The 18,573-nt window shown below is 65.2% G+C and carries 21 protein-coding genes; 11 read left to right on the top strand and 10 right to left on the bottom strand.

Annotation, left to right across the window (positions count from 1 at the left end; translation table 11 throughout):
- Positions 1-24: 24 nt before the first annotated feature.
- Entirely contained in the window at positions 25-1,023 is a 999-nt protein-coding gene (locus BSZ40_RS10395; RefSeq protein ID WP_073826130.1) for a 4-hydroxy-3-methylbut-2-enyl diphosphate reductase, read from the bottom strand.
- Positions 1,024-1,113: 90 nt separating this feature from the next.
- Here BSZ40_RS10395 and xseA point away from each other — a divergent pair, with 90 nt between their 5' ends.
- The 4 genes from xseA to BSZ40_RS10415 are packed head-to-tail and all read left to right on the top strand — an operon-like array spanning position 1,114 to position 4,222.
- A complete protein-coding gene (gene xseA, locus BSZ40_RS10400; protein WP_245794021.1) occupies positions 1,114-2,385 on the top strand; it encodes an exodeoxyribonuclease VII large subunit in 1,272 nt (423 codons plus the stop codon).
- A gap of 5 nt (positions 2,386-2,390) precedes the next feature.
- Positions 2,391-2,621, top strand: a complete 231-nt coding sequence (locus tag BSZ40_RS10405) for an exodeoxyribonuclease VII small subunit (protein ID WP_073826132.1) — start codon at positions 2,391-2,393, stop codon at positions 2,619-2,621.
- 1 nt (position 2,622) lies between these two features.
- Positions 2,623-3,573 (top strand): PfkB family carbohydrate kinase, encoded by a 951-nt coding sequence (locus BSZ40_RS10410; RefSeq protein WP_073826134.1) that lies wholly within the window; start codon positions 2,623-2,625, stop codon positions 3,571-3,573.
- On the top strand, positions 3,566-4,222 hold the full coding sequence (locus BSZ40_RS10415; RefSeq protein WP_073826137.1) for a carbonic anhydrase: 657 nt from the start codon (positions 3,566-3,568) through the stop codon (positions 4,220-4,222). The genes BSZ40_RS10410 and BSZ40_RS10415 overlap by 8 nt, the downstream gene beginning before the upstream one ends.
- A 2-nt stretch (positions 4,223-4,224) precedes the next feature.
- On the opposite strand, the gene BSZ40_RS10420 is transcribed toward BSZ40_RS10415, so the two are convergent.
- A complete protein-coding gene (locus BSZ40_RS10420; RefSeq protein WP_073826140.1) occupies positions 4,225-4,995 on the bottom strand; it encodes an isoprenyl transferase in 771 nt (256 codons plus the stop codon).
- A 126-nt stretch (positions 4,996-5,121) separates the two neighbouring features.
- Here BSZ40_RS10420 and trhA point away from each other — a divergent pair, with 126 nt between their 5' ends.
- Positions 5,122-5,814, top strand: a complete 693-nt coding sequence (gene trhA, locus BSZ40_RS10425; protein WP_073826141.1) for a PAQR family membrane homeostasis protein TrhA — start codon at positions 5,122-5,124, stop codon at positions 5,812-5,814.
- Between the two features lie 103 nt (positions 5,815-5,917).
- Complete coding sequence (gene greA, locus BSZ40_RS10430; RefSeq protein WP_073826144.1) at positions 5,918-6,397, top strand: transcription elongation factor GreA; 480 nt, start codon at positions 5,918-5,920, stop codon at positions 6,395-6,397.
- A gap of 45 nt (positions 6,398-6,442) precedes the next feature.
- Here greA and BSZ40_RS10435 read toward each other — a convergent pair whose 3' ends face one another.
- Positions 6,443-7,771, bottom strand: coding sequence for an AI-2E family transporter (locus tag BSZ40_RS10435; protein WP_084542806.1), 1,329 nt, complete (start codon positions 7,769-7,771; stop codon positions 6,443-6,445).
- 133 nt (positions 7,772-7,904) lie between these two features.
- Here BSZ40_RS10435 and msrA point away from each other — a divergent pair, with 133 nt between their 5' ends.
- From msrA to BSZ40_RS10460, 5 genes are all read left to right on the top strand, one after another.
- Positions 7,905-8,489: a peptide-methionine (S)-S-oxide reductase MsrA gene (gene msrA / locus BSZ40_RS10440; protein WP_073826145.1), complete on the top strand. Its 585-nt coding sequence runs from the start codon at positions 7,905-7,907 to the stop codon at positions 8,487-8,489.
- Positions 8,490-8,831: 342 nt separating this feature from the next.
- Complete coding sequence (locus BSZ40_RS10445; RefSeq protein ID WP_073826147.1) at positions 8,832-9,107, top strand: DUF1540 domain-containing protein; 276 nt, start codon at positions 8,832-8,834, stop codon at positions 9,105-9,107.
- A 261-nt stretch (positions 9,108-9,368) separates the two neighbouring features.
- Complete coding sequence (locus BSZ40_RS10450; RefSeq protein WP_143180953.1) at positions 9,369-10,064, top strand: hypothetical protein; 696 nt, start codon at positions 9,369-9,371, stop codon at positions 10,062-10,064.
- A gap of 93 nt (positions 10,065-10,157) precedes the next feature.
- Complete coding sequence (locus tag BSZ40_RS10455) at positions 10,158-11,060, top strand: flagellar basal body-associated FliL family protein (protein ID WP_073826151.1); 903 nt, start codon at positions 10,158-10,160, stop codon at positions 11,058-11,060.
- 149 nt (positions 11,061-11,209) lie between these two features.
- Positions 11,210-12,052: a hypothetical protein gene (locus BSZ40_RS10460; RefSeq protein WP_073826153.1), complete on the top strand. Its 843-nt coding sequence runs from the start codon at positions 11,210-11,212 to the stop codon at positions 12,050-12,052.
- A 70-nt stretch (positions 12,053-12,122) separates the two neighbouring features.
- Here BSZ40_RS10460 and tuf read toward each other — a convergent pair whose 3' ends face one another.
- The 7 genes from tuf to BSZ40_RS10495 all read right to left on the bottom strand — a co-directional run bounded on the left by tuf (position 12,123) and on the right by BSZ40_RS10495 (position 18,492).
- Positions 12,123-13,313: an elongation factor Tu gene (tuf, locus tag BSZ40_RS10465; RefSeq protein WP_073826155.1), complete on the bottom strand. Its 1,191-nt coding sequence runs from the start codon at positions 13,311-13,313 to the stop codon at positions 12,123-12,125.
- 123 nt (positions 13,314-13,436) lie between these two features.
- The gene (gene fusA, locus BSZ40_RS10470; RefSeq protein ID WP_073826157.1) at positions 13,437-15,557 is read right to left on the bottom strand and encodes an elongation factor G; all 2,121 of its coding nucleotides are present in this window, start codon (positions 15,555-15,557) and stop codon (positions 13,437-13,439) included.
- A 30-nt stretch (positions 15,558-15,587) separates the two neighbouring features.
- Positions 15,588-16,058 (bottom strand): 30S ribosomal protein S7, encoded by a 471-nt coding sequence (rpsG, locus tag BSZ40_RS10475; RefSeq protein WP_073826159.1) that lies wholly within the window; start codon positions 16,056-16,058, stop codon positions 15,588-15,590.
- A complete protein-coding gene (gene rpsL / locus BSZ40_RS10480; RefSeq protein ID WP_073826162.1) occupies positions 16,058-16,432 on the bottom strand; it encodes a 30S ribosomal protein S12 in 375 nt (124 codons plus the stop codon). The genes rpsG and rpsL overlap by 1 nt, the downstream gene beginning before the upstream one ends.
- A 326-nt stretch (positions 16,433-16,758) precedes the next feature.
- Positions 16,759-17,037, bottom strand: coding sequence for a hypothetical protein (locus BSZ40_RS10485; protein WP_073826164.1), 279 nt, complete (start codon positions 17,035-17,037; stop codon positions 16,759-16,761).
- 80 nt (positions 17,038-17,117) lie between these two features.
- Complete coding sequence (locus BSZ40_RS10490) at positions 17,118-17,843, bottom strand: hypothetical protein (RefSeq protein ID WP_143180954.1); 726 nt, start codon at positions 17,841-17,843, stop codon at positions 17,118-17,120.
- A 163-nt stretch (positions 17,844-18,006) separates the two neighbouring features.
- On the bottom strand, positions 18,007-18,492 hold the full coding sequence (locus BSZ40_RS10495) for a hypothetical protein (protein ID WP_073826170.1): 486 nt from the start codon (positions 18,490-18,492) through the stop codon (positions 18,007-18,009).
- Between the last annotated feature and the right edge of the window lie 81 nt (positions 18,493-18,573).

Genomic DNA, 18,573 nt, shown 5'->3' on the forward strand with positions numbered 1-18,573 from the left:
TTCCTAGAAATATCCTCAAAGGGGCTATTCGACGTGGTCGGGGCCGGGGCGTCGCCGCCCCCGCTCCACCGTCCCGGAGGAAGCCTTCAGATCGGCACGCAGATTCTTGGGCAGCGTGAAGGTGATGGATTCGGTGGCGGTTCGCACCTCTTCCACATCGGTAAAGCTCAGCTCCCGCAGCCGCTCGATGAGCTCCCGCACGAGGATTTCCGGCACCGATGCCCCCGAGGTCACCCCCACCGTCTTGGCGCCCGCGAGCCACTGCGGCTCCACCTCGGCGGCCTTGTCGATTCGGTAGGCGGCCCCGGCCCCCGCATCGCGCGCCACCTCCACCAGGCGCACCGAGTTGGAGGAGTTGGCCGAGCCCACCACGATCACCACGTCGCACCGGGGCGCCATTTCTTTGACTGCCACTTGCCGGTTTTGGGTGGCGTAGCAGATGTCGTCGCTCGGCGGGTCGAGCAGGGCCGGAAAACGCTCCCGCAACCGTGCCACCGTCTGCATTGTTTCGTCGACCGAGAGCGTGGTCTGGGATATCCACACCACCTTGTTCGGGTCACGCACCTGCACGGAATCCACTTCCTCCGGCGAGCCGACCACCTGGATATGTTCCGGGGCCTCGCCCTGGGTGCCCTCGACTTCCTCGTGGCCTTCGTGCCCCACCAGGATGATGTCGTAGTCCTCGCGGGCAAACCGCACCGCCTCCCGGTGCACCTTGGTTACCAGCGGGCAGGTGGCATCGATGGTGGCCAGCTGGCGGCGTGCCGCTTCGGCGTGCACCGCAGGCGAGACCCCGTGCGCCGAAAACACCACGCGCGCCCCCGGCGGCACCTCGTCGGTCTCGTCGACAAAGATGGCGCCGCGGGCCGCCAGGGTTTCCACCACGAACTTGTTGTGCACGATTTCCTTGCGCACATAGATAGGCGGGCCATAGTGCTCCAACGCCTTCTCCACGGCGTCCACTGCCCGGTCCACTCCCGCGCAGTAGCCGCGCGGCGCCGCCAGCAGAATCGTCCCGGCCATATGCCCTCCCTGTCGCAATAGTTCCCCCAATCTAACGGCAGATGCCGCGCGAGTGCGCCCCGCTTCGCAATCAGTGAGAAGCTTAGGCACGTGACTTCTCCCGCACCTGCTCCCGGCCAGCTGCCCGCACTGGCGCGGCAAACCACCGCCGAGCATCCGTGGCCGCTGCGCCTGCTCAGCCAAAAGATCGAAGAGTACGTGGCCAAGATGACCGAGGTTTGGGTCGAGGGCCAGATAGTGCAGCTAAACCGCCGCCCCGGCGCGGGCATGGCTTTCCTGACCTTGCGAGACGTGGAAGCCGATGTCTCCATGAACGTCTCTATCTATGCCCGGCAATTAGATGCCGCCGTCCAGGACGGCGCCCGCGTGGTGGTCAACGCCCGCCCCACGTTCTGGCTCAAGCGCGGCACCCTGCAGCTCCAAGCCCAGGAGATTCGCCTCGTAGGGGTAGGTGACCTGCTCGCCCGCATCGAGGAGCTGCGGCGTCGGCTGGCCGCCGAAGGGCTCTTTGCGGACAGTCGCAAACGACCCCTGCCGTTCCTCCCCCGGCGGGTGGGCCTCATCTGCGGCCGGGCCTCCAAGGCCGAGCACGACGTCGTCGTCAACGCCACCGCTCGCTGGCCGGGCATCGACATCGTGGTGCGCGAGGTGGCGGTTCAGGGAGAGCGCGCCGTCGCGGAGGTGAGCGCTGCCCTGGCCGAGCTCGATGCCATCGCCGATGTCGATGTCATCATCATTGCCCGCGGAGGCGGCGCGGTGGAGGACCTCCTCCCGTTTTCGCACGAGCACCTGGTGCGCGCCGTGGCGGACGCCACCACCCCCGTCGTCTCCGCCATCGGGCACGAAACCGACTGCCCTCTGCTGGACCTCGTGGCCGACGTGCGCGCCTCCACCCCCACCGACGCGGCCCGCCGGGTCGTGCCTGACCTAGCCAGCGAGACTGTCGGGCTGGACACCGCTTTGCATAACCTGCGTCGCAGTGTCCGGCGTCGCCTCACCGCCGAGCGCGACCGCCTGGGCGAGCTAGTCACGCGCCCGGCCTTGGCCACCCCGGGGGTGCTCGTGACTAGACAGCGCGAGGGCCTGGCGGGGGCCACCGCCCGCCTGCGCAGTGCCACGAATCGGGGGCTGTTGGCGGCCCGGGCGGACCTCACAGAGCTGACTGCCACCCTGCGGGCGTTGTCGCCCGCCGACACCCTCGCCCGCGGCTACGCCCTCCTGGCGCTCCCCAACGGACAGCTGGTGCGGTCTCAAAGTCAGTTGCCCCCCAACACCCTGGTGGAGGGCATCGTCGCCGACGGCCGTTTCGTCGCCAAGATCGTGGGGTCCACCCCCACGCGCGCGGGCGAGGTGGAAGAATAGTTGCCATGAGTGCCGCATCCCTGCCCGCTGATATTGCTCGCCTCAGCTACGAAGAGGCCCGCACGGAACTCGTTGAGGTGGTTCGTCAGCTCGAATCCGGTCAGGTTCCCCTAGCCGAGACCATGACCTTGTGGGAGCGTGGCGAGGCCCTGGCGACCCACTGCCGCCAGTGGCTCGATCAGGCCCAGGCGCGGCTAGACGCTGCGGCCCCACTCGCTGGCGACGACGAGGAGTGACATGACTAAGCAGTACGCCCTGGTAATCGGTGAGGCGCTGATCGACATCGTGGAGCGCCCCGCCATCCCACTGGCAGAGATCCCGGGAGGGTCACCGGCCAATGTGGCCTTAACGATGGCCCGCCTCGGACGCGACAGCCTGTTGCACACGTGGATCGGTCCCGACGCTCACGGGGAGGCCATCAAGCGCCACCTGGAGGCCTCCGGCGTGCGCCTGACTGCCCTGTCCCGGGGAGCCGAGCGCACCTCCACCGCCCACGCCCGCATCGGCGCGGACAATGCCGCCACTTATGACTTCACCGTCGAGTGGGCCCCCGCGGCCCTGCCCCCGCTCACCCCGCCGCCCCTGGTGGTCCACATCGGTTCCTTTTCTGCCGTGGCGGCCCCGGGCGACCAAGTAGTGGCGGAAGCGATACGGGACTGCCGAGCCTCGTCCACCATCACCTACGACCCCAACGTCCGTCCGCAGTTGATGGGCGAGGCAGCCGCGGCCCGGGCGGCAATCTCCCGCCTGGTGGCCCTGGCCGACGTCGTCAAAGTCTCCGACGAAGACCTCGCGTGGGTGGCGGGGGATCCGGCAGTGGACGTGGAGGTCACCGCGCGCGCCTGGTTGGACCTAGGCCCGGCCATCGTCGTGGTCACGCGCGGGAAGGCGGGCGCCCTGGCCCTGGCGGCAAACGGTGCCCGGGTCGAGGTGGCGGCCGATCCGACGGTGCAGGTAGTGGACACCGTCGGGGCGGGAGACTCATTCATGGGCGGGCTCAACGACGCCCTCTGGCGGGCCGGGCTGCTGGGAGCCGACCGGCGGGCCGCCCTGCGGTCGGTCGACGCCGACGTCTTGCAAGCCCTACTCCAACGCGCCGCGGCGGTGGCGGACATCACGGTGTCGCGGGCGGGCGCCAACCCGCCCACCGCCGCCGAAGTGGATGCCGCCCTGGCCCCCCATGACTAAACCCGCTGCGGCGGGACCAGCCGCAGCGGCGGCCGCCCGCGCCACCTGGCGGCGGCTCTTGGCTGGCAACGTCGCCTATCAAAAGGGCCAGGCTCCCCGCCTGGATGTGGCTGCCCGCGCCCGGCTGCTGCACCAGCAGACCCCGCAGGCGGTGGTCTTGGGCTGCGCAGACTCCCGTGTCCCGGTGGAGGAAGTCTTCGCTGTTGGCCCCGGGGAGCTGTTCACCGTCCGCACCGCTGGACTGTCTCTCGGCCCGGCGGTGCTGGGCAGCATCGAGTACGCGGTCTCGGTGTTGCACGTGCCGCTACTGGTGGTCTTGGGCCACACCGCGTGCGGGGCGGTCCATCTGGCGACACAGTCGCAGGCACCGGACCTTCCGGCCAACTGCTCCCTCCCACAGGTGGTGCAGGCCGTTCACAGTGCCTGGCGGGCCGCTTGTCCCGGTTGGTGGGCCTCCACCGTGCCGCAACCCTCCGCACAGTCCGAGCCGTTTCATGCGCACATTCACGGCACCGTGTGGGGCATCTTGACCGGCAGTCCCCTCCTGGCGACCGCGGTGCAGCGCGGTCAGCTGGCGGTGGTCGGGGCGGAATACGACCTCGCTAGTGGGCAGGTCCAGCCGCTCCCGCAGCTGCAGCACGGCGTGTGAGACTACCGACCGCGTCGGCGCTCTCGCAGTCCGAAATCGCGTAAGGCCCGCAGGAAGTCGACGCGGCGGAAGTCGGGCCAGTAGACCTCGCAAAAGTAGTATTCGGAATACACCGACTGCCACAGCAGGAAGCCCGACAGGCGCTGCTCTCCGGAAGTGCGGATCACTAGATCCGGATCCGGTTGTCCCTTGGTGTAGAGGTGGGCGGCGATGTCCTCCACCGTCAGTTGTTTGGCGGCACTGACCAGGTCCGCCCCTTCTTCCGCCCGCGTCAAGAGGTAGGAGCGGACCGCGTCGGCGATCTCCTGCCGTCCGCCGTAACTGACGGCAATATTCACCACCATCCCGTCCCGCCCCTCGGTCAGCCGCGCGGCTGCTTGCAGCCGCTGCGCCACCGCAGCGGGCAGCAGCTCCAGTGCCCCCACCAGTGACACTCGCCAGCGACCACAGGTAGCGATAGCCTCCACCGTGTCGCCGATAATGCCCAGCAGGTCAGTTAGCTCTTTGCTTTCGCGCCCCAAATTATCGGTAGAAAGCATCCACAAGGTGACAATGCCGATACCGGCCTCATCAGCCCAATTGAGAAACTCGGTGACGTTCTCCGCCCCCTGCCGATGCCCGTGCACCGGGGCCGCCCCGAGTGCCCGCGCCCACCGCCGGTTGCCGTCCAAAATGACCCCAACGTGGGCAGGCAGCCGTTGCCCTACCAGTTCCCGCAGCAGCTTTGCTTCATAAAGGGAGTAAAGGAACCGCCGGGGGCTCCAGACCTTCATACGCGATCCTCGTTTCTAGCCGTTCGGATTCAGCCTACCGCCGCAAAGCACTCTATTTGTCCACCGAGGCCTCGGCAGTAACGTACTCTTACCTACGCAAGCGTAGGTTCCGGCGAGAGGCAGGTAATGACCGACCTACAAATCACGACCAACGACCTGCTGGCCCGCATCGGGCTGGACGAAACGGTCAAGCCCCGCTTCCGGGGGTGGATCCACACCGCGGCCACGCCCCTGGCCCTGGCGGCCGCCATCGTATTGGTATCCCTGGCCCCCACGCCCGGCCGTCGCCTGGCCAGCGCCGTGTTCTTAGCCACCTCCCTGCTGCTATTCGGGGTCTCTTCGCTGTACCACCGGTTCTACTGGGGTCCGCGCATGTTTGCGCTCCTGCGCCGCCTCGACCACGCCAATATTTTCCTGCTCATCGCAGGCACCTACACCCCGCTCTCCGTCGCCCTGCTACCCCCCGCGCAGGCCCGCACCCTGCTTCTGGTGGTGTGGATCGGGGCGGCGCTCGGCATTGCCGGCCGGGTGTTTTTCCCGTGGGCGCCGCGTTGGAGCTACACCCCGCTCTACATTGCCCTCGGCTGGGTTGCCCTGTGGTATCTCCCGGCGCTGCTCGCCTCCGGCGGCTGGGCCATCGTCACGCTGACCATCGTCGGCGGGGTGGCCTACACCCTGGGGGCGGTGGTCTACGGCTTCAAACGCCCGGACCCCTCCCCCAAGTGGTTCGGCTTCCACGAGATCTTCCACGCCTGCACCGTCATCGGCTGGGTATGCCACTGCGTGGCGGCATTCTTGGCCGTGCTTACGGTGCGCTAAGGACAGCGTTTGCTACGCTAATCACATCAACACAGACATGGGCCTCGCCCATATCCCCGCCCCGCGGTTTGCCCCGCGGGGCGAACGCCATTAAGGAGTCGCCATGACAGACAAGACCTGGCTCACCAAGGAAGCCTATGACCGTCTTTCTGCTGAGTTGGAACACGCCAAAACGGTGTTGCGGGTGCAGATTGCCGACCGGATTGATGCCGCCCGCCAAGAAGGCGACTTAAAAGAAAACGGTGGCTATCACGCCGCTCGCGAAGAGCAGGGCCTAAACGAAGCGCGTATCGCGCAGCTGGAGGCCCTATTGGCCAACGCCGAAGTTGGCGAGACGCCGCCGGACGACGGGGTCGTCGAACCCGGCATGGTCGTGACCGCCACGATCGGCGGCGAGAAGATGACGTTCCTTCTCGGGGCCCGGGAAGCCGCCCCCGGGGTGGAGATAGACGTCTACTCGCCCGACGCACCTCTCGGACAGGCCATCATGGGGCGGTCCAAGGGCGAGACGGTCAAGTACCAGGCTCCCAACGGGCGGGAGATAAAGGTCAAGATCGACGAAGTTAAGCCCTACGTGCAGTAGGCGACGATGAAGGCGGGGCCGAGCATTTGCTCGGCCCCGCCTTTGTCATTCTGCTTGGTTACTGGCCGGGGCCTCGGCGGCCTCCGGCAGCGTGTTGTCTTCCTCGTCCTCCGAGCGGTGGTTGCCCTCCAAGAACTCCTCCAGGGCCCCGGGCGGTCCGCCGGGGCGGTCAACAGCGGTACGCAGTTGCGGGAACTTGTCGTAGCCGTTGAGGTACAGCATGGTGGTGTTGATGAACGCCACGATCGGCACCACGAACAGCGCCCCCACGATACCCGCCAGGTAGGTGCCTCCCGCCACGGACAGCAGCACCGCCACCGGGTGCAGCGATACCGCGTTGCCCATCAGCCACGGCTGCAGCACGTTGCCTTCCAGTTGCTGCACCCCGATCACGACGAGGAACATCAAGATGGCGGTAGTTGGGCCCTGATCCACCAGCGCCACCAGGATGGCGATCGCGCCGGTAAAGATCGCCCCGATCATCGGAATGAAAGAACCAATGAAGACCAGGATTCCCACCGGTAGCCACATCGGCACGTCCAGCAGGAAGGCGCCAATGGCGATACCGACCGCGTCCACAAAAGCCACGAGAATCTGCGTGCGCGCGTAGGAGCCCATGGTCACCCAGCCGCGAATGCCCGCCTCGTGCATCGACACCCGGGCTTCGCTCGGCAGCAGCCGCACGACCCAGTACCAGATCTGATGTCCTTCCTTAAGGAAGAAGAAGACGAGGAAGAGGGCGATCAGGCCCCCCGCCAGCACGCTGCCCACGGACGAGAGTCCAGAAAGCGCCCCGGAGGCAAGGGTGGAGGAATGGGTGCGCAGGAAACGCGCGGCCTGCGACTCAAAGTTTTCCAGGAACGCGTTTATCTGCTGGTTGGAGATGCCGAACGGACCGTCGCGCAGCCAGTCCAGCAGGCGCGAGATACCGGTCTGCGCCTTACTTGCGAGCACCGGTGCCTCGTTGAGGATCTGGGTGCTGGCCACCGTGATCAGGCCAAGGACGATCACCACCAGCCCCAGCACCGTCAGGAGCGCCGCCAGGGTACGCGGAAGCATCAGCCGCATACGCAGCCACCGGGTGACCGGCTCCATGAGGACCGTCAACAGGCAGGCCACCAACAGCGGGATGATGATGACGGACAGTTTGAGTACCAGGTAACCGAGCACCACGAGGGCAGCGGCGACGGTGAGGAAGCGAATCGACCAAGCAGACGCAACCCGCAGTCCCCACTCGACGTGATCGTCGGGGTTGCCCCGGTTCTTATTGCCAACCGCGAAACGCAGGGGCGCCGGTTGGGGCTTGGCGCGAAACAGTGACACTGTCTGCGGCAGGCGCGGGCGAAAACGGCGCGCAATTGGAGGGTTCTCCATCACTCTCCTCGACTGACAGGGGTGGGCAACGGGCCCAGCCTACGCGGAACAGGCCCTAAGGTCCTAGGTCGCAGCATCCCGCGACGCGCTAGGCGTAACATCCTCCACCCGACCTAGTGCTAATAATTTACCCATGAACTTCTTGTCATTGACCCCTGCAACCCCGGGCAATCACACTGTGCTCGGCACCCCACTGACCGGCCCATGGCCCGCGGGCAGCCAGGTGCTGCACGTGGCCATGGGATGTTTCTGGGGCGCCGAGAAACTCTTCTGGCAGCTGCCCGGGGTGGTGAACACCGCGGTGGGCTACATGGGGGGCACCGTTGCCGAACCGACCTACCGGCAGGTATGCAACGGCAACACGGGACACGCTGAGGTCGTACGAATCGTCTTCGACCCGGATCAGGTGACGCTGCCCCAGCTGCTGACGGTTTTCTGGGAGAATCACGATCCGACGCAAGGCAACCGGCAGGGCAACGACATCGGCGAACAGTACCGGTCGGCCATCTTCTACGCTGATGCGTCCCAGGAGGAGGCCGCCCGCGCGTCGGCAGCCGCCTACGCCCCGCGCCTGGCCGCCGCCGGTTACGGACCGATCACCACCCAGATTGCCCCCGCCACCGAGTTCTGGCTGGCTGAGGACTATCACCAGCAGTATCTCGACAAGAACCCGGCGGGCTACTGCCCGGTGCACGCCACCGGTGTGACTTGCCAGTGAGGCAATAGATTTACGTAACAGCGCCCCAGCGCTAACAGCGCACACGCACTGCGACAGGGCCGCCTGCGCTTGTCCCCAGTTGGGAGGCGGCAGGCGGCCCTGCCGCACGCCCAGCGGTGAGAGATAGGCCACCTTCCGGTGCCGACCACCGGTTTTCTGCCCGTATTTTCAACGATTGCGGGCCTGCCGCACCGCATGCACCGCCCCGCCCCCAAACGTGACGCGGCCCACGTTCGAAGGCGAGGCATCCCTTACTGAGGGCAGCCTGTCTATCCCCTGTGTTGGCAAGCGTCCTACCTTGCAGGTATCTAGCCCGCCGGGCCCGCATAGAAAGGGAGAACAATGACTGCTCTAACCGCTGTCACCGGTTGCGCCGCGTCGACCTGTGCTTTCAACAACGACGGCTGCACGGCCCCCGCCATCACCGTGGCCGGCCAAGATGCCAGCTGCACCACGTTCATTGCACTGAACACCCGCGGTGGCCTGCCCATCGCCCAGGCGCACGTCGGGGTGTGCAAGCGCAGCGACTGCACCCACAACGACCACCTCATGTGCACCGCTGACCAGATCACACTCAACGGCTCGACTGCCACCTGCGCTTCCTTCACCGAGCGCTAACCACCACGGCGGGCGGGGCGAGCACGACGGCTTGTCCCACCCGCCGCGTCGTGCCCGCCCCAGTGCCGCCAGTTGCCGCACTGGGGCGGGTCGTCTGACCCGACCGCCGCCCCAGAATGCAGGCAGAGTGCCCCACCCACTCAGGCACCGCCACCTATTCGCTAGGTTCACCCGCCCCTTATGTGCCCGCATTGCCGCCCTACGACAAAAAATGGTGCCCACGCCGCCGCCAGAAGGTCTAGCCTGCGTACAACACATTCCGTGCTTCGCCGGTCGACTGGAGAACTACCGATGCTCACCCACCCCCACGGGCGGCCCAACCTGCCTCCTCGCCCCCCAGCGGGCCCCTGGCAATCTCCCACCCAACGCAAACCTCGCCTGCTGCGGCCGGGCACGCTGGTGGCGCTATTGGCCGCCTGCGCCGTCCTGGGCGTCGGCGGCGGGGCGGGGCTAGTGTGGGCAACTTCCACGCAGCAAGAGGCCCAGCCGCTGCCAAACCCAGAGTTTTCCCCAGCTCCCGTGTCTTCGCACGCTCCTTCCACCCCCGCTGCCCCCAGCGCCCCCAACCCTTCGACTAGCCCGGCTCCCACCGGCACGGCGGCGCCCCTGTCCCTCAAGGAACTGCCGCTGGAGGTAGACAACTTCTTCGCCACCCTGGAAGAGAACGACGGTGCCGTCTACCGGGATCGGAAGGGACACACCATCTACCCGACCTGGGCGAGTCGGGACAGCGGGATCTACCACGCCGACAAGAAACGCGCCAAACGCTTCCTGCCGCTGGAAGGCGGTTTCTGCGGCTCGGTGGATAAGCGCCCCTACTGCGCCATCACCCACCCGTCGGATCCCACCCAGACCTTGCACTTCTGGTCGCCAGATCTCAGCATCGCGGAGCTTAGCTACTTCGTGGAGAAATTCGGGGCAGCCTGGCGGGCTGAGCATTTCAGCCCCGTCGTCTAGCCCCCTATTGGCGGCGACCCCATTCCTTTAACCAATCTGCGCTTGTCCGGGCTGCCAACAGCGCGCCAAGCACCACCTACCGCAGGAGGAACAATGTCCTATGGCCCCGGTCCCACGCCGGCAGGCGGTTACGACCCCAGCATGCAGCACGGCTATCCGCCGCCCGCCGGGGGCGTGCCACCGAGTTTCCCGCCCAACGCGCCGGTGGGCGGCTATCCGCAGGATCCCTACGGGGGTGGGCCCAGTGGCTACCCGCCCCAGGGGATGCCCCAGCCGGGCGGCCCCATGGGGTATGGACCCTACCCGGGCGGCCCCGGCCACCCCCAGCCGCAAAACAACGGGCTGAAGATAGCGCTCATCAGCCTGGTGGCGCTCCTGGTGCTCGGCGGGGCAGGCACCGCCGCCTACTTCCTGCTGCAAAAAGACGACAAGCCCGCAGCTGTCGCGCCTGCCGGAACCACCGCTGTTCCCTCCGCATTGCCGGAAGACAACAACACCACGGAGGCCCAGGACGGCAAGCAGCAGGGGCGGCGGGACGAGGAACGGGACGAACGCTTCCGCGAAGAGAGCGATGGACCAACCCCCCTGGCCCCGAATTTTGATACCGATAAGGAGTCTCCGGACACCGGGGGCAGTGGTGGAGGGCTGCCCACCTCCAGAATCTTCACTTCCATCCCCCGCGACGCAGCTCCCAGCTCCGTAGGCGACTTCGAAGTAACGTATACCGACGGTAGCTCCGGCTATCAGCACAAAAGCGACTGGACCTTCTACTTGGTGAAGTGGGCCAAGGCCACCGACGATGACATCGCTCAGGAGATGCAGTTCCACGAAAAGGTCGTCAACGACGGCAACATAAAGTGCGGCGAATTCGTGCTGATATCCTGCTATGCGCCTCACCCGCAGCACGCAGGAGTCTGGATAGAGGTCTCCGGGCTGGGGGACTCGACCGAGGATACGAGTGCGTTCACCAAGATGCTCTTGGAGAAAATGAAGTAGCCGCAGCCGCCGCCCCGTATCCCGCCCCCGTATCGCCCCAATCCCCCGGCAAATCAGGGGCGGGAAGGGTCATCTCGCTGTCGGATCTACCCGCTACGCTTGGCACAGTTGCCAGCAAGGTTGCGGGCAACTTCGCTCCAGGAGGAACAATGACCTACGGTCCCGGCCCCACCCCGCCGGAAGGCTACGACCCCGCCCAGCAGTACGGCTATCCCCCGGCAGGTGGCCAGCCGCCGGTCGGCTACCCACCCACCGCTCCGATAGGCGGTTACCCGCAAAGTCCCTACGGCCCGGAGTCGGCTGGCGACCTTCCCCCGGGCATGCCCGGCCCGGGGGGAATGCAGCCGGTTTCCCCGACGGGTTACGGGGCCTACCCAGGCGGGCCGGGCTATCCATCGCCCCCGAATAACGGCTTGAAGGTCGCACTTATCGCGGTGGCGTCAGCTTTGGTGCTGGGGGGTGCCGGGCTAGGCACATTCTTCTTGTTGAAGGATGATGCCCCGGCCGCAGCCACGGAGACCACGGCCTCCCCGGCCCCGAGCACCCAGCCGGGAGAGCAACAACCGCAGGACGAGCAAACACCCGTCCCCGCTGCCGACAACGGCGGCGGCGCCGTAGATGCCCGCTACCTGCTGCCCACCAGCGCAGTGTTTGTCCCGGTGCCGGGCGAGCTCTTGCCCGAAGAGTTGGAAGGTCACGAGCTAAGGCTCACCGACACCTCCACTGACTATCGGCGTAGTGGCAAAGGCGAGTTGAGCAACTTTTCGTTGGACTGGGCTCGTGTTAAGGCGGACAAAGTCGGCACCATCCTTGAATACCTCGATAATCAGAAAGAATTCGGAGAGGTGCGGTGCGCCCAGTCAGCCAAATCGTCAGTCTGCATCGCCGAACATCCCCACCACCCTGACATCTGGCTGAAAGTGCGCTCCTTCGAAGGCTCCCCGGAACAAACCGTCGATTTCGTACGGAAAGTTATAGAGCTCTGGAAGTAGTGCTCCAGCGAACGCGAAGGTTGGGCCCCCGCCGCAATGCGGCGGGGGCCCAACCCGTTTCCCTAAATCGTCACTCGACGATCTTGGTCACCCGACCGGAGCCAACGGTGCGGCCACCCTCACGGATGGCGAAGCCGAGGCCCTCCTCCATGGCGATCGGCTGGATGAGCTCGACCGACATTTCGGTGGTGTCACCCGGCATAACCATCTCGGTGCCCTCGGGCAGCGTGATGACACCGGTGACGTCGGTGGTGCGGAAGTAGAACTGCGGACGGTAGTTCGAGTAGAACGGGTTGTGACGGCCACCCTCGTCCTTGCCCAGGATGTAGACCTGGCCCTCGAACTTGGTGTGCGGGGTGATCGAGCCCGGCTTGCAGACGACCTGGCCGCGCTCGACGTCCTCGCGCTTGGTGCCGCGCAGCAGCAGACCACAGTTCTCACCAGCCAGAGCCTCGTCCATCTGCTTGTGGAACATCTCGATACCGGTGACGGTGGTCTTCTGCGGGGCGCGGATACCGAGGATCTCCACCTCGGAGTTGATCGGCAGACGCCCACGCTCGGCGCGGCCCGTCACCACGGTGCCACGACCGGTGATGGTGAAGACGTCTTCGATCGGCATCAGGAACGGCTTGTCGAGGTCACGCACCGGCTCCGGCACGGACTCGTCCACCGCGTCCATCAGGGCCTCGATCTGCGCAACCCACTTCGGGTCGCCTTCGAGGGCCTTGAGGGCCGAGACCTGGATGACCGGCGCGTCGTCGCCCGGGAAGCCCTGCGAGGACAGCAGGTCACGGACCTCGACCTCGACGAGCTCAAGGATTTCCTCGTCGTCAACCATGTCGGACTTGTTCAGCGCGACCAGCAGGTAGGGCACGCCCACCTGGCGAGCGAGCAGCACGTGCTCGCGGGTCTGGGCCATCGGGCCGTCGGTCGCGGCGACCACCAGGATCGCGCCGTCCATCTGGGCGGCACCGGTGATCATGTTCTTGATGTAGTCAGCGTGACCGGGGGCGTCAACGTGCGCATAGTGACGCTTCTCGGTCTGGTACTCGATGTGCGCGATGTTGATCGTGATACCACGCTGACGCTCTTCCGGAGCCTTGTCGATCGAGTCGAACGGCGACTCTTCGTTCAGTTCCGGGAACTTGTCGTGCAGAACCTTGGAAATCGCAGCGGTCAGGGTCGTCTTACCGTGGTCAACGTGACCAATGGTGCCGATGTTGACGTGCGGCTTGGTCCGCTCGAACTTGGCCTTCGCCACTTGTGTCCTCCTGGGACTCGGGTAGTTGTCTCACACTTGCACCGGTTCCGGGTGGAGCCGGTTGGGGCGTGGGGTCCTACGGGTCGGTTTATGTTGATCTTACTTTGGGTCGACCTGTGGGACTCACTCGCCCCGGGTCTTGGCGATGATTTCCTCGGCAACGTTCCGAGGAACCTCCGCGTAGCTGTCGAACTGCATGGAGTACACCGCGCGACCCTGGGTCTTCGACCGCAAGTCACCAACGTACCCGAACATCTCCGACAACGGAACCTGTGCGCGCACGACCTTGACACCAGAGGCGTCATCCATCGACTGGATCATGCCGCGACGCGAGTTGAGGTCGCCGATGACGTCACCCATGTATTCCTCGGGCGTCCGCACCTCGACGGCCATCAGCGGCTCCAGCAGGACGGGCGAAGCCTTCTTCGCACCTTCCTTGAACGCCATGGAGCCAGCGATCTTGAATGCCATTTCCGAGGAGTCGACGTCGTGGTAGGCCCCATCCACGAGGATGGCCTTGACACCGACAACCGGGTAGCCGGCGAGCACACCGGACTGCATGGCGTCCTGGATACCAGCGTCGACGGACGGGATGTACTCGCGCGGGACGCGGCCACCCGTGACCTGGTCCTCGAACTCGTAGAACGCGCCGTCTTCGACGATCTCCAGCGGCTCGAAGGTCACCTGGACCTTCGCGAACTGACCGGAACCACCGGTCTGCTTCTTGTGCGTGTAGTCGACCTTCTCCACCTTGGAGCGGATGGTCTCGCGGTAGGCCACCTGCGGCTTACCGACGTTGGCCTCGACCTTGAACTCGCGGCGCATGCGGTCCACGAGGATGTCGAGGTGCAGCTCGCCCATTCCGCCGATGACGGTCTGGCCGGTCTCCTCGTCCAACCGCACCGAGAAGGTCGGGTCCTCTTCGGCCAGCTTCTGGATAGCGGTGGACAGCTTCTCCTGGTCGCCCTTGGTCTTCGGCTCGATGGCCACGTGGATAACCGGGTCAGGGAAGGTCATGGACTCCAGCACGATCTGCGCGTTCTGGGCACACAGGGTGTCACCGGTGGTGGTGTCTTTCAGGCCCACCACGGCGTAGATGTGGCCAGCGTGCGCCACGTCAACCGGGTTTTCCTTGTTGGAGTGCATCTGGAAGATCTTGCCGATGCGCTCCTTCTTGCCCTTGGTCGAGTTAGCGACCTGCGCCCCAGACTCAACCGAGCCCGAGTAGACGCGGATGAAGGTCAGCTTGCCGTAGAACGGGTGCACTGCGATCTTGAAGGCCAGGGCCGAGAACGGCTCGTCCTCGGAAGCCTTGCGGGTCAGCGGCTCGTCTTCCTTGCCGACGGCGTGGCCCTCGACGTCCGGAATGTCCAGCGGGGACGGCAAGAAGTTCAGCACACCATCCAGAACCAGCTGCACACCCTTGTTCTTGAAGGCGGAACCACAGTAGACCGGGAAGATCTCGCCAGCGATGCACTGGGCGCGGATACCAGCGATGATCTGCTCTTCGGTCAGCTCGCCGTTCTCCAGGTAGGCTTCCATGAGCTCTTCAGCGCCGTCGGCAGCCGCCTCGATCATGGCTTCCCGGTACTCCTCAGCCTTGTCGGCCAGGTCCGCGGGAATTTCGGCGTACTCCAGAACGGACCCCCGGGTCTCGTTGCCCGCCGCGTCCTTCTCCGGGAAGTAGATGGCCTGCATCTTCAGCAGGTCAATAACACCTTCGAACTCGGACTCGGCGCCGATCGGCAGCTCCATAACAACGGGCTTGGCCCCCAGCCGCTCACGGATGGTACGCACCGAGAAGTAGAAGTCAGCGCCCAGCTTGTCCATCTTGTTGATGAAACAGATGCGCGGGACGTTGTACTTGTCGGCCTGGCGCCACACGGTCTCGGACTGCGGCTCCACACCTTCCTTGCCGTCGAACACCGCAACGGCCCCGTCGAGCACGCGCAGCGAACGTTCCACCTCAACGGTGAAGTCCACGTGTCCGGGGGTGTCGATGATGTTGATCTGGTGGCCCTTCCAGAAGGAGGTCACGGCGGCCGAGGTGATCGTGATGCCGCGTTCCTTCTCCTGTTCCATCCAGTCGGTGGTCGACGCACCGTCGTGAGTCTCGCCCAGCTTGTAGTTGATACCCGTGTAGAACAAAATGCGCTCGGTCACGGTGGTCTTACCGGCGTCAATGTGGGCCATGATGCCGATGTTGCGGACCTTGTTGAGGTCAGTAAGCACTTCGAGTGCCACGTGAATTTCCTTCGCTCGTTCGGGTGGGGTTTACCAGCGGTAGTGAGCGAAGGCCCGGTTGGACTCCGCCATCTTGTGCATGTCCTCCCGCCGCTTCACGGCCGCACCGAGACCGTTGGAGGCGTCGAGGATCTCGTTCATGAGGCGCTCGGTCATCGTCTTTTCACGCCGCTGCCGGGAGTAGTCCACCAGCCAACGCAGGGCCAGGGTGGTGGCGCGGGAGGCGCGCACCTCGACAGGCACCTGGTAGGTGGCGCCACCGACACGGCGGGAACGCACCTCAAGGGCGGGACGAATGTTGTCCATGGCACGCTTCAGGACGGCCACCGGGTCCTGGTCAGTCTTGGCGCGCACGCCCTCCAGGGCGTTGTACACGATGCGCTGCGCGGTCGACTTCTTGCCGTCCAACAGCACACGGTTGACCAGCTGGGTCACCATCGGGGAGCCGTAAACCGGGTCCGCGATGAGGGGACGCTTGGGTGCAGGGCCCTTACGAGGCATTACTTCTTCTCCTTCTTAGCGCCGTAGCGGGAGCGAGCCTGCTGGCGGCCACGCACACCCTGGGTGTCGAGAGCGCCACGCACGATCTTGTAACGCACACCGGGCAGGTCCTTCACACGACCACCACGCACGAGCACGATCGAGTGCTCCTGCAGGTTGTGGCCGACACCGGGAATGTAAGCGGTAACCTCAATGCCGCTGGAGAGGCGAACACGCGCCACCTTCCGCAGGGCCGAGTTCGGCTTCTTCGGGGTCGTGGTGTACACGCGCGTGCACACCCCACGACGCTGCGGGCTGCCCTTGAGGGCCGGGGTCTTGGTCTTCCCCGCCTTGACGCTGCGTCCCTTACGGACGAGCTGCTGAATCGTTGGCACTACTACTCCGTCTCACGTGAGCGAATCTGTCTCGCCCGAATGCTCTGGCTCCCCCGGCGCGGGCACACTTCACCGCGTGGGGCCAGCCCGCCGTGAGGCGTCTGGAGCTCGCGCGGTAGCGTATCGAGCCCGATGGATGTAGAGGCCACATCCGTGGGGGCACCGGAAGGGTCCGGGCACCGCCCACCACCCTAACGGCATTAGCAGGCTATTTCCAGTCCGTTGCCAGATCTCGACCTGTGCCACTGCTCACGCCCACCTGCGTTTTTCGCCCGAAACAGAGGTGCTGCCGGGCCCGCGGGGCCCGGCAGCACCATAGGAGCTTGCTACTTGCTCGAGGTAGCGGCTTCCTCGATCGTCTTGTCCTGGTTTGCTGGATCAATGCAGAAGCCAGCAATCTTCAGACCGAACTCCTGCGCCTCGGATTCGTTATTGATACCGTGGGCCCGCGCGAAAGCATCCGCATCGCGCTCCATGCTCTTGGGGTCACTCTGCGCCTTCTCCAAGAACTCCTTGCAGCTCATCTTGCCAATGTTTTCGGCGTTCCCACACCCCGACATGGCCAACGTGAGGCCCAGGGCGACTACTGCCGCAATTTTCCGCATGATTCTCCTCAGATAGTGGGTAGAAAATTAGTCAACATATTTTGCCGCACCCAATTTTACGACTGATTGGGCGGCGGTCTTCACAACTCCCGGGCGACATCCGCCACAGGACGGTCACCATTACCGCTCTTGAAGCAGGCGATGCCAAGGTTAATGCCGAATTGTTCAGCAGCCTTCGAGTCCTGCACGTCCACACCCTTTTCAATCATGATCTTTCCGAGCTCGAAGGCAAGTTCGAAAGGCACCTCGTCTTCACCTTTGGCCGCCAGCTGCATGAACTCGTTGCAGGTCATCTTCGTCAGCGAGAGCTCATCGCCGGTGCCGGGGGTGGCCCCGGAGCTGTCACCGCCCTGCTGCTTGCCCGGGTCCGTGTCACCGCCGGTCCCCTGACTGGGGTCCTCCCGCGGCAGGGTCTCCTTGTCTTCTTCGGAAGGCTGTGGAGCCTGCGTGACCTCCTGCGGCGCGGTGGTCGCGGTTACCTCCGGCTGCGGTGAATCTGACTTCTTGGCAATGAGCAGCCAAGCCACTCCAGCCAGAATCGCCACGAGCACCACCACGAGCACCGCTACCAAGACGCCCTTGGAACGGTTGGGGCCGGGCTGGTGATAGCCGTAGCCAGGCTGATAGCCGTAACCAGCCGAGTCACCACCGGCCGGGTAGCCACCCGCGGGCGGCATCGACGGCGGCATGGCTCCGCCCGCTCCGCTTGCGTAATAACCGTCTGCCGAGCCCGAGCCGGGATAGCCGTAGGGTCCAGGGTTTTCAGGGGTGCCCGGGCCGGAGCCAGGGGCGGGATAGTTGTTCACGGGAGCCGCTCCGATTTTCTCAAGAATTGCTAGGCCAGCCGCGGGAGCGACGCCACGGCGGCACTCCTAAAGTAGGCGGGAGGTTAAGGGTGACAAGTACTATAAAACAAGACGGTTGGGGATGCGTAACGGACGCATCCCCAGCCGTCTTGCGAGCGGTCTATTACAGGGTCTTAGCCACGTCCGCCACGAGCTTGTCAGCATTGTCCGGCTGCACGCAGGCCATGCCCAGCTTCATGCCGAACTCTTGAGCGGCGGCGTTGTCGGTGACATTGATGCCACGCTCCATCATCACCTTGGCCATCTCCATGGCCAGAGCGGGGTCATCAGGCCGCTCGGTGGCCATCTGCAAGAAGTCCTTGCACGTCAAGGTTTCCAGGGAAATGGATGCCCCCGGAGTGGCCGCCTGGTCACCGGCGGGCGCGGAGGCACCTTCAGAGGGGCTCATCGCCTCCGGGCTGGCGGACTCCATGGCCTCCGGGGAGGTGGACTCCATCGCCTCGGGGCTAGCGGACTCCATCTTGTCCATCTTGTCGGCGGTGGCCACCGCCGAGGGGGCGGACTGGGTGGGAGCCTCTTCCTTGCCACCACAGGCGGCCATGGTCAACGCCATGCCGGTGGCCATCGCCATTGCAACAATCTTGCGCATAAAAGCATCCGTTCTGGTCGTGTTGTTTACCAAATTCAGCCTACAAGGCAACCTGGCGCTTATCCCTCCCCCACCTGCCCC

It is taken from the genome of Buchananella hordeovulneris (assembly GCF_001907235.1).
Classification (GTDB): Bacteria; Actinomycetota; Actinomycetes; order Actinomycetales; family Actinomycetaceae; genus Buchananella; species Buchananella hordeovulneris.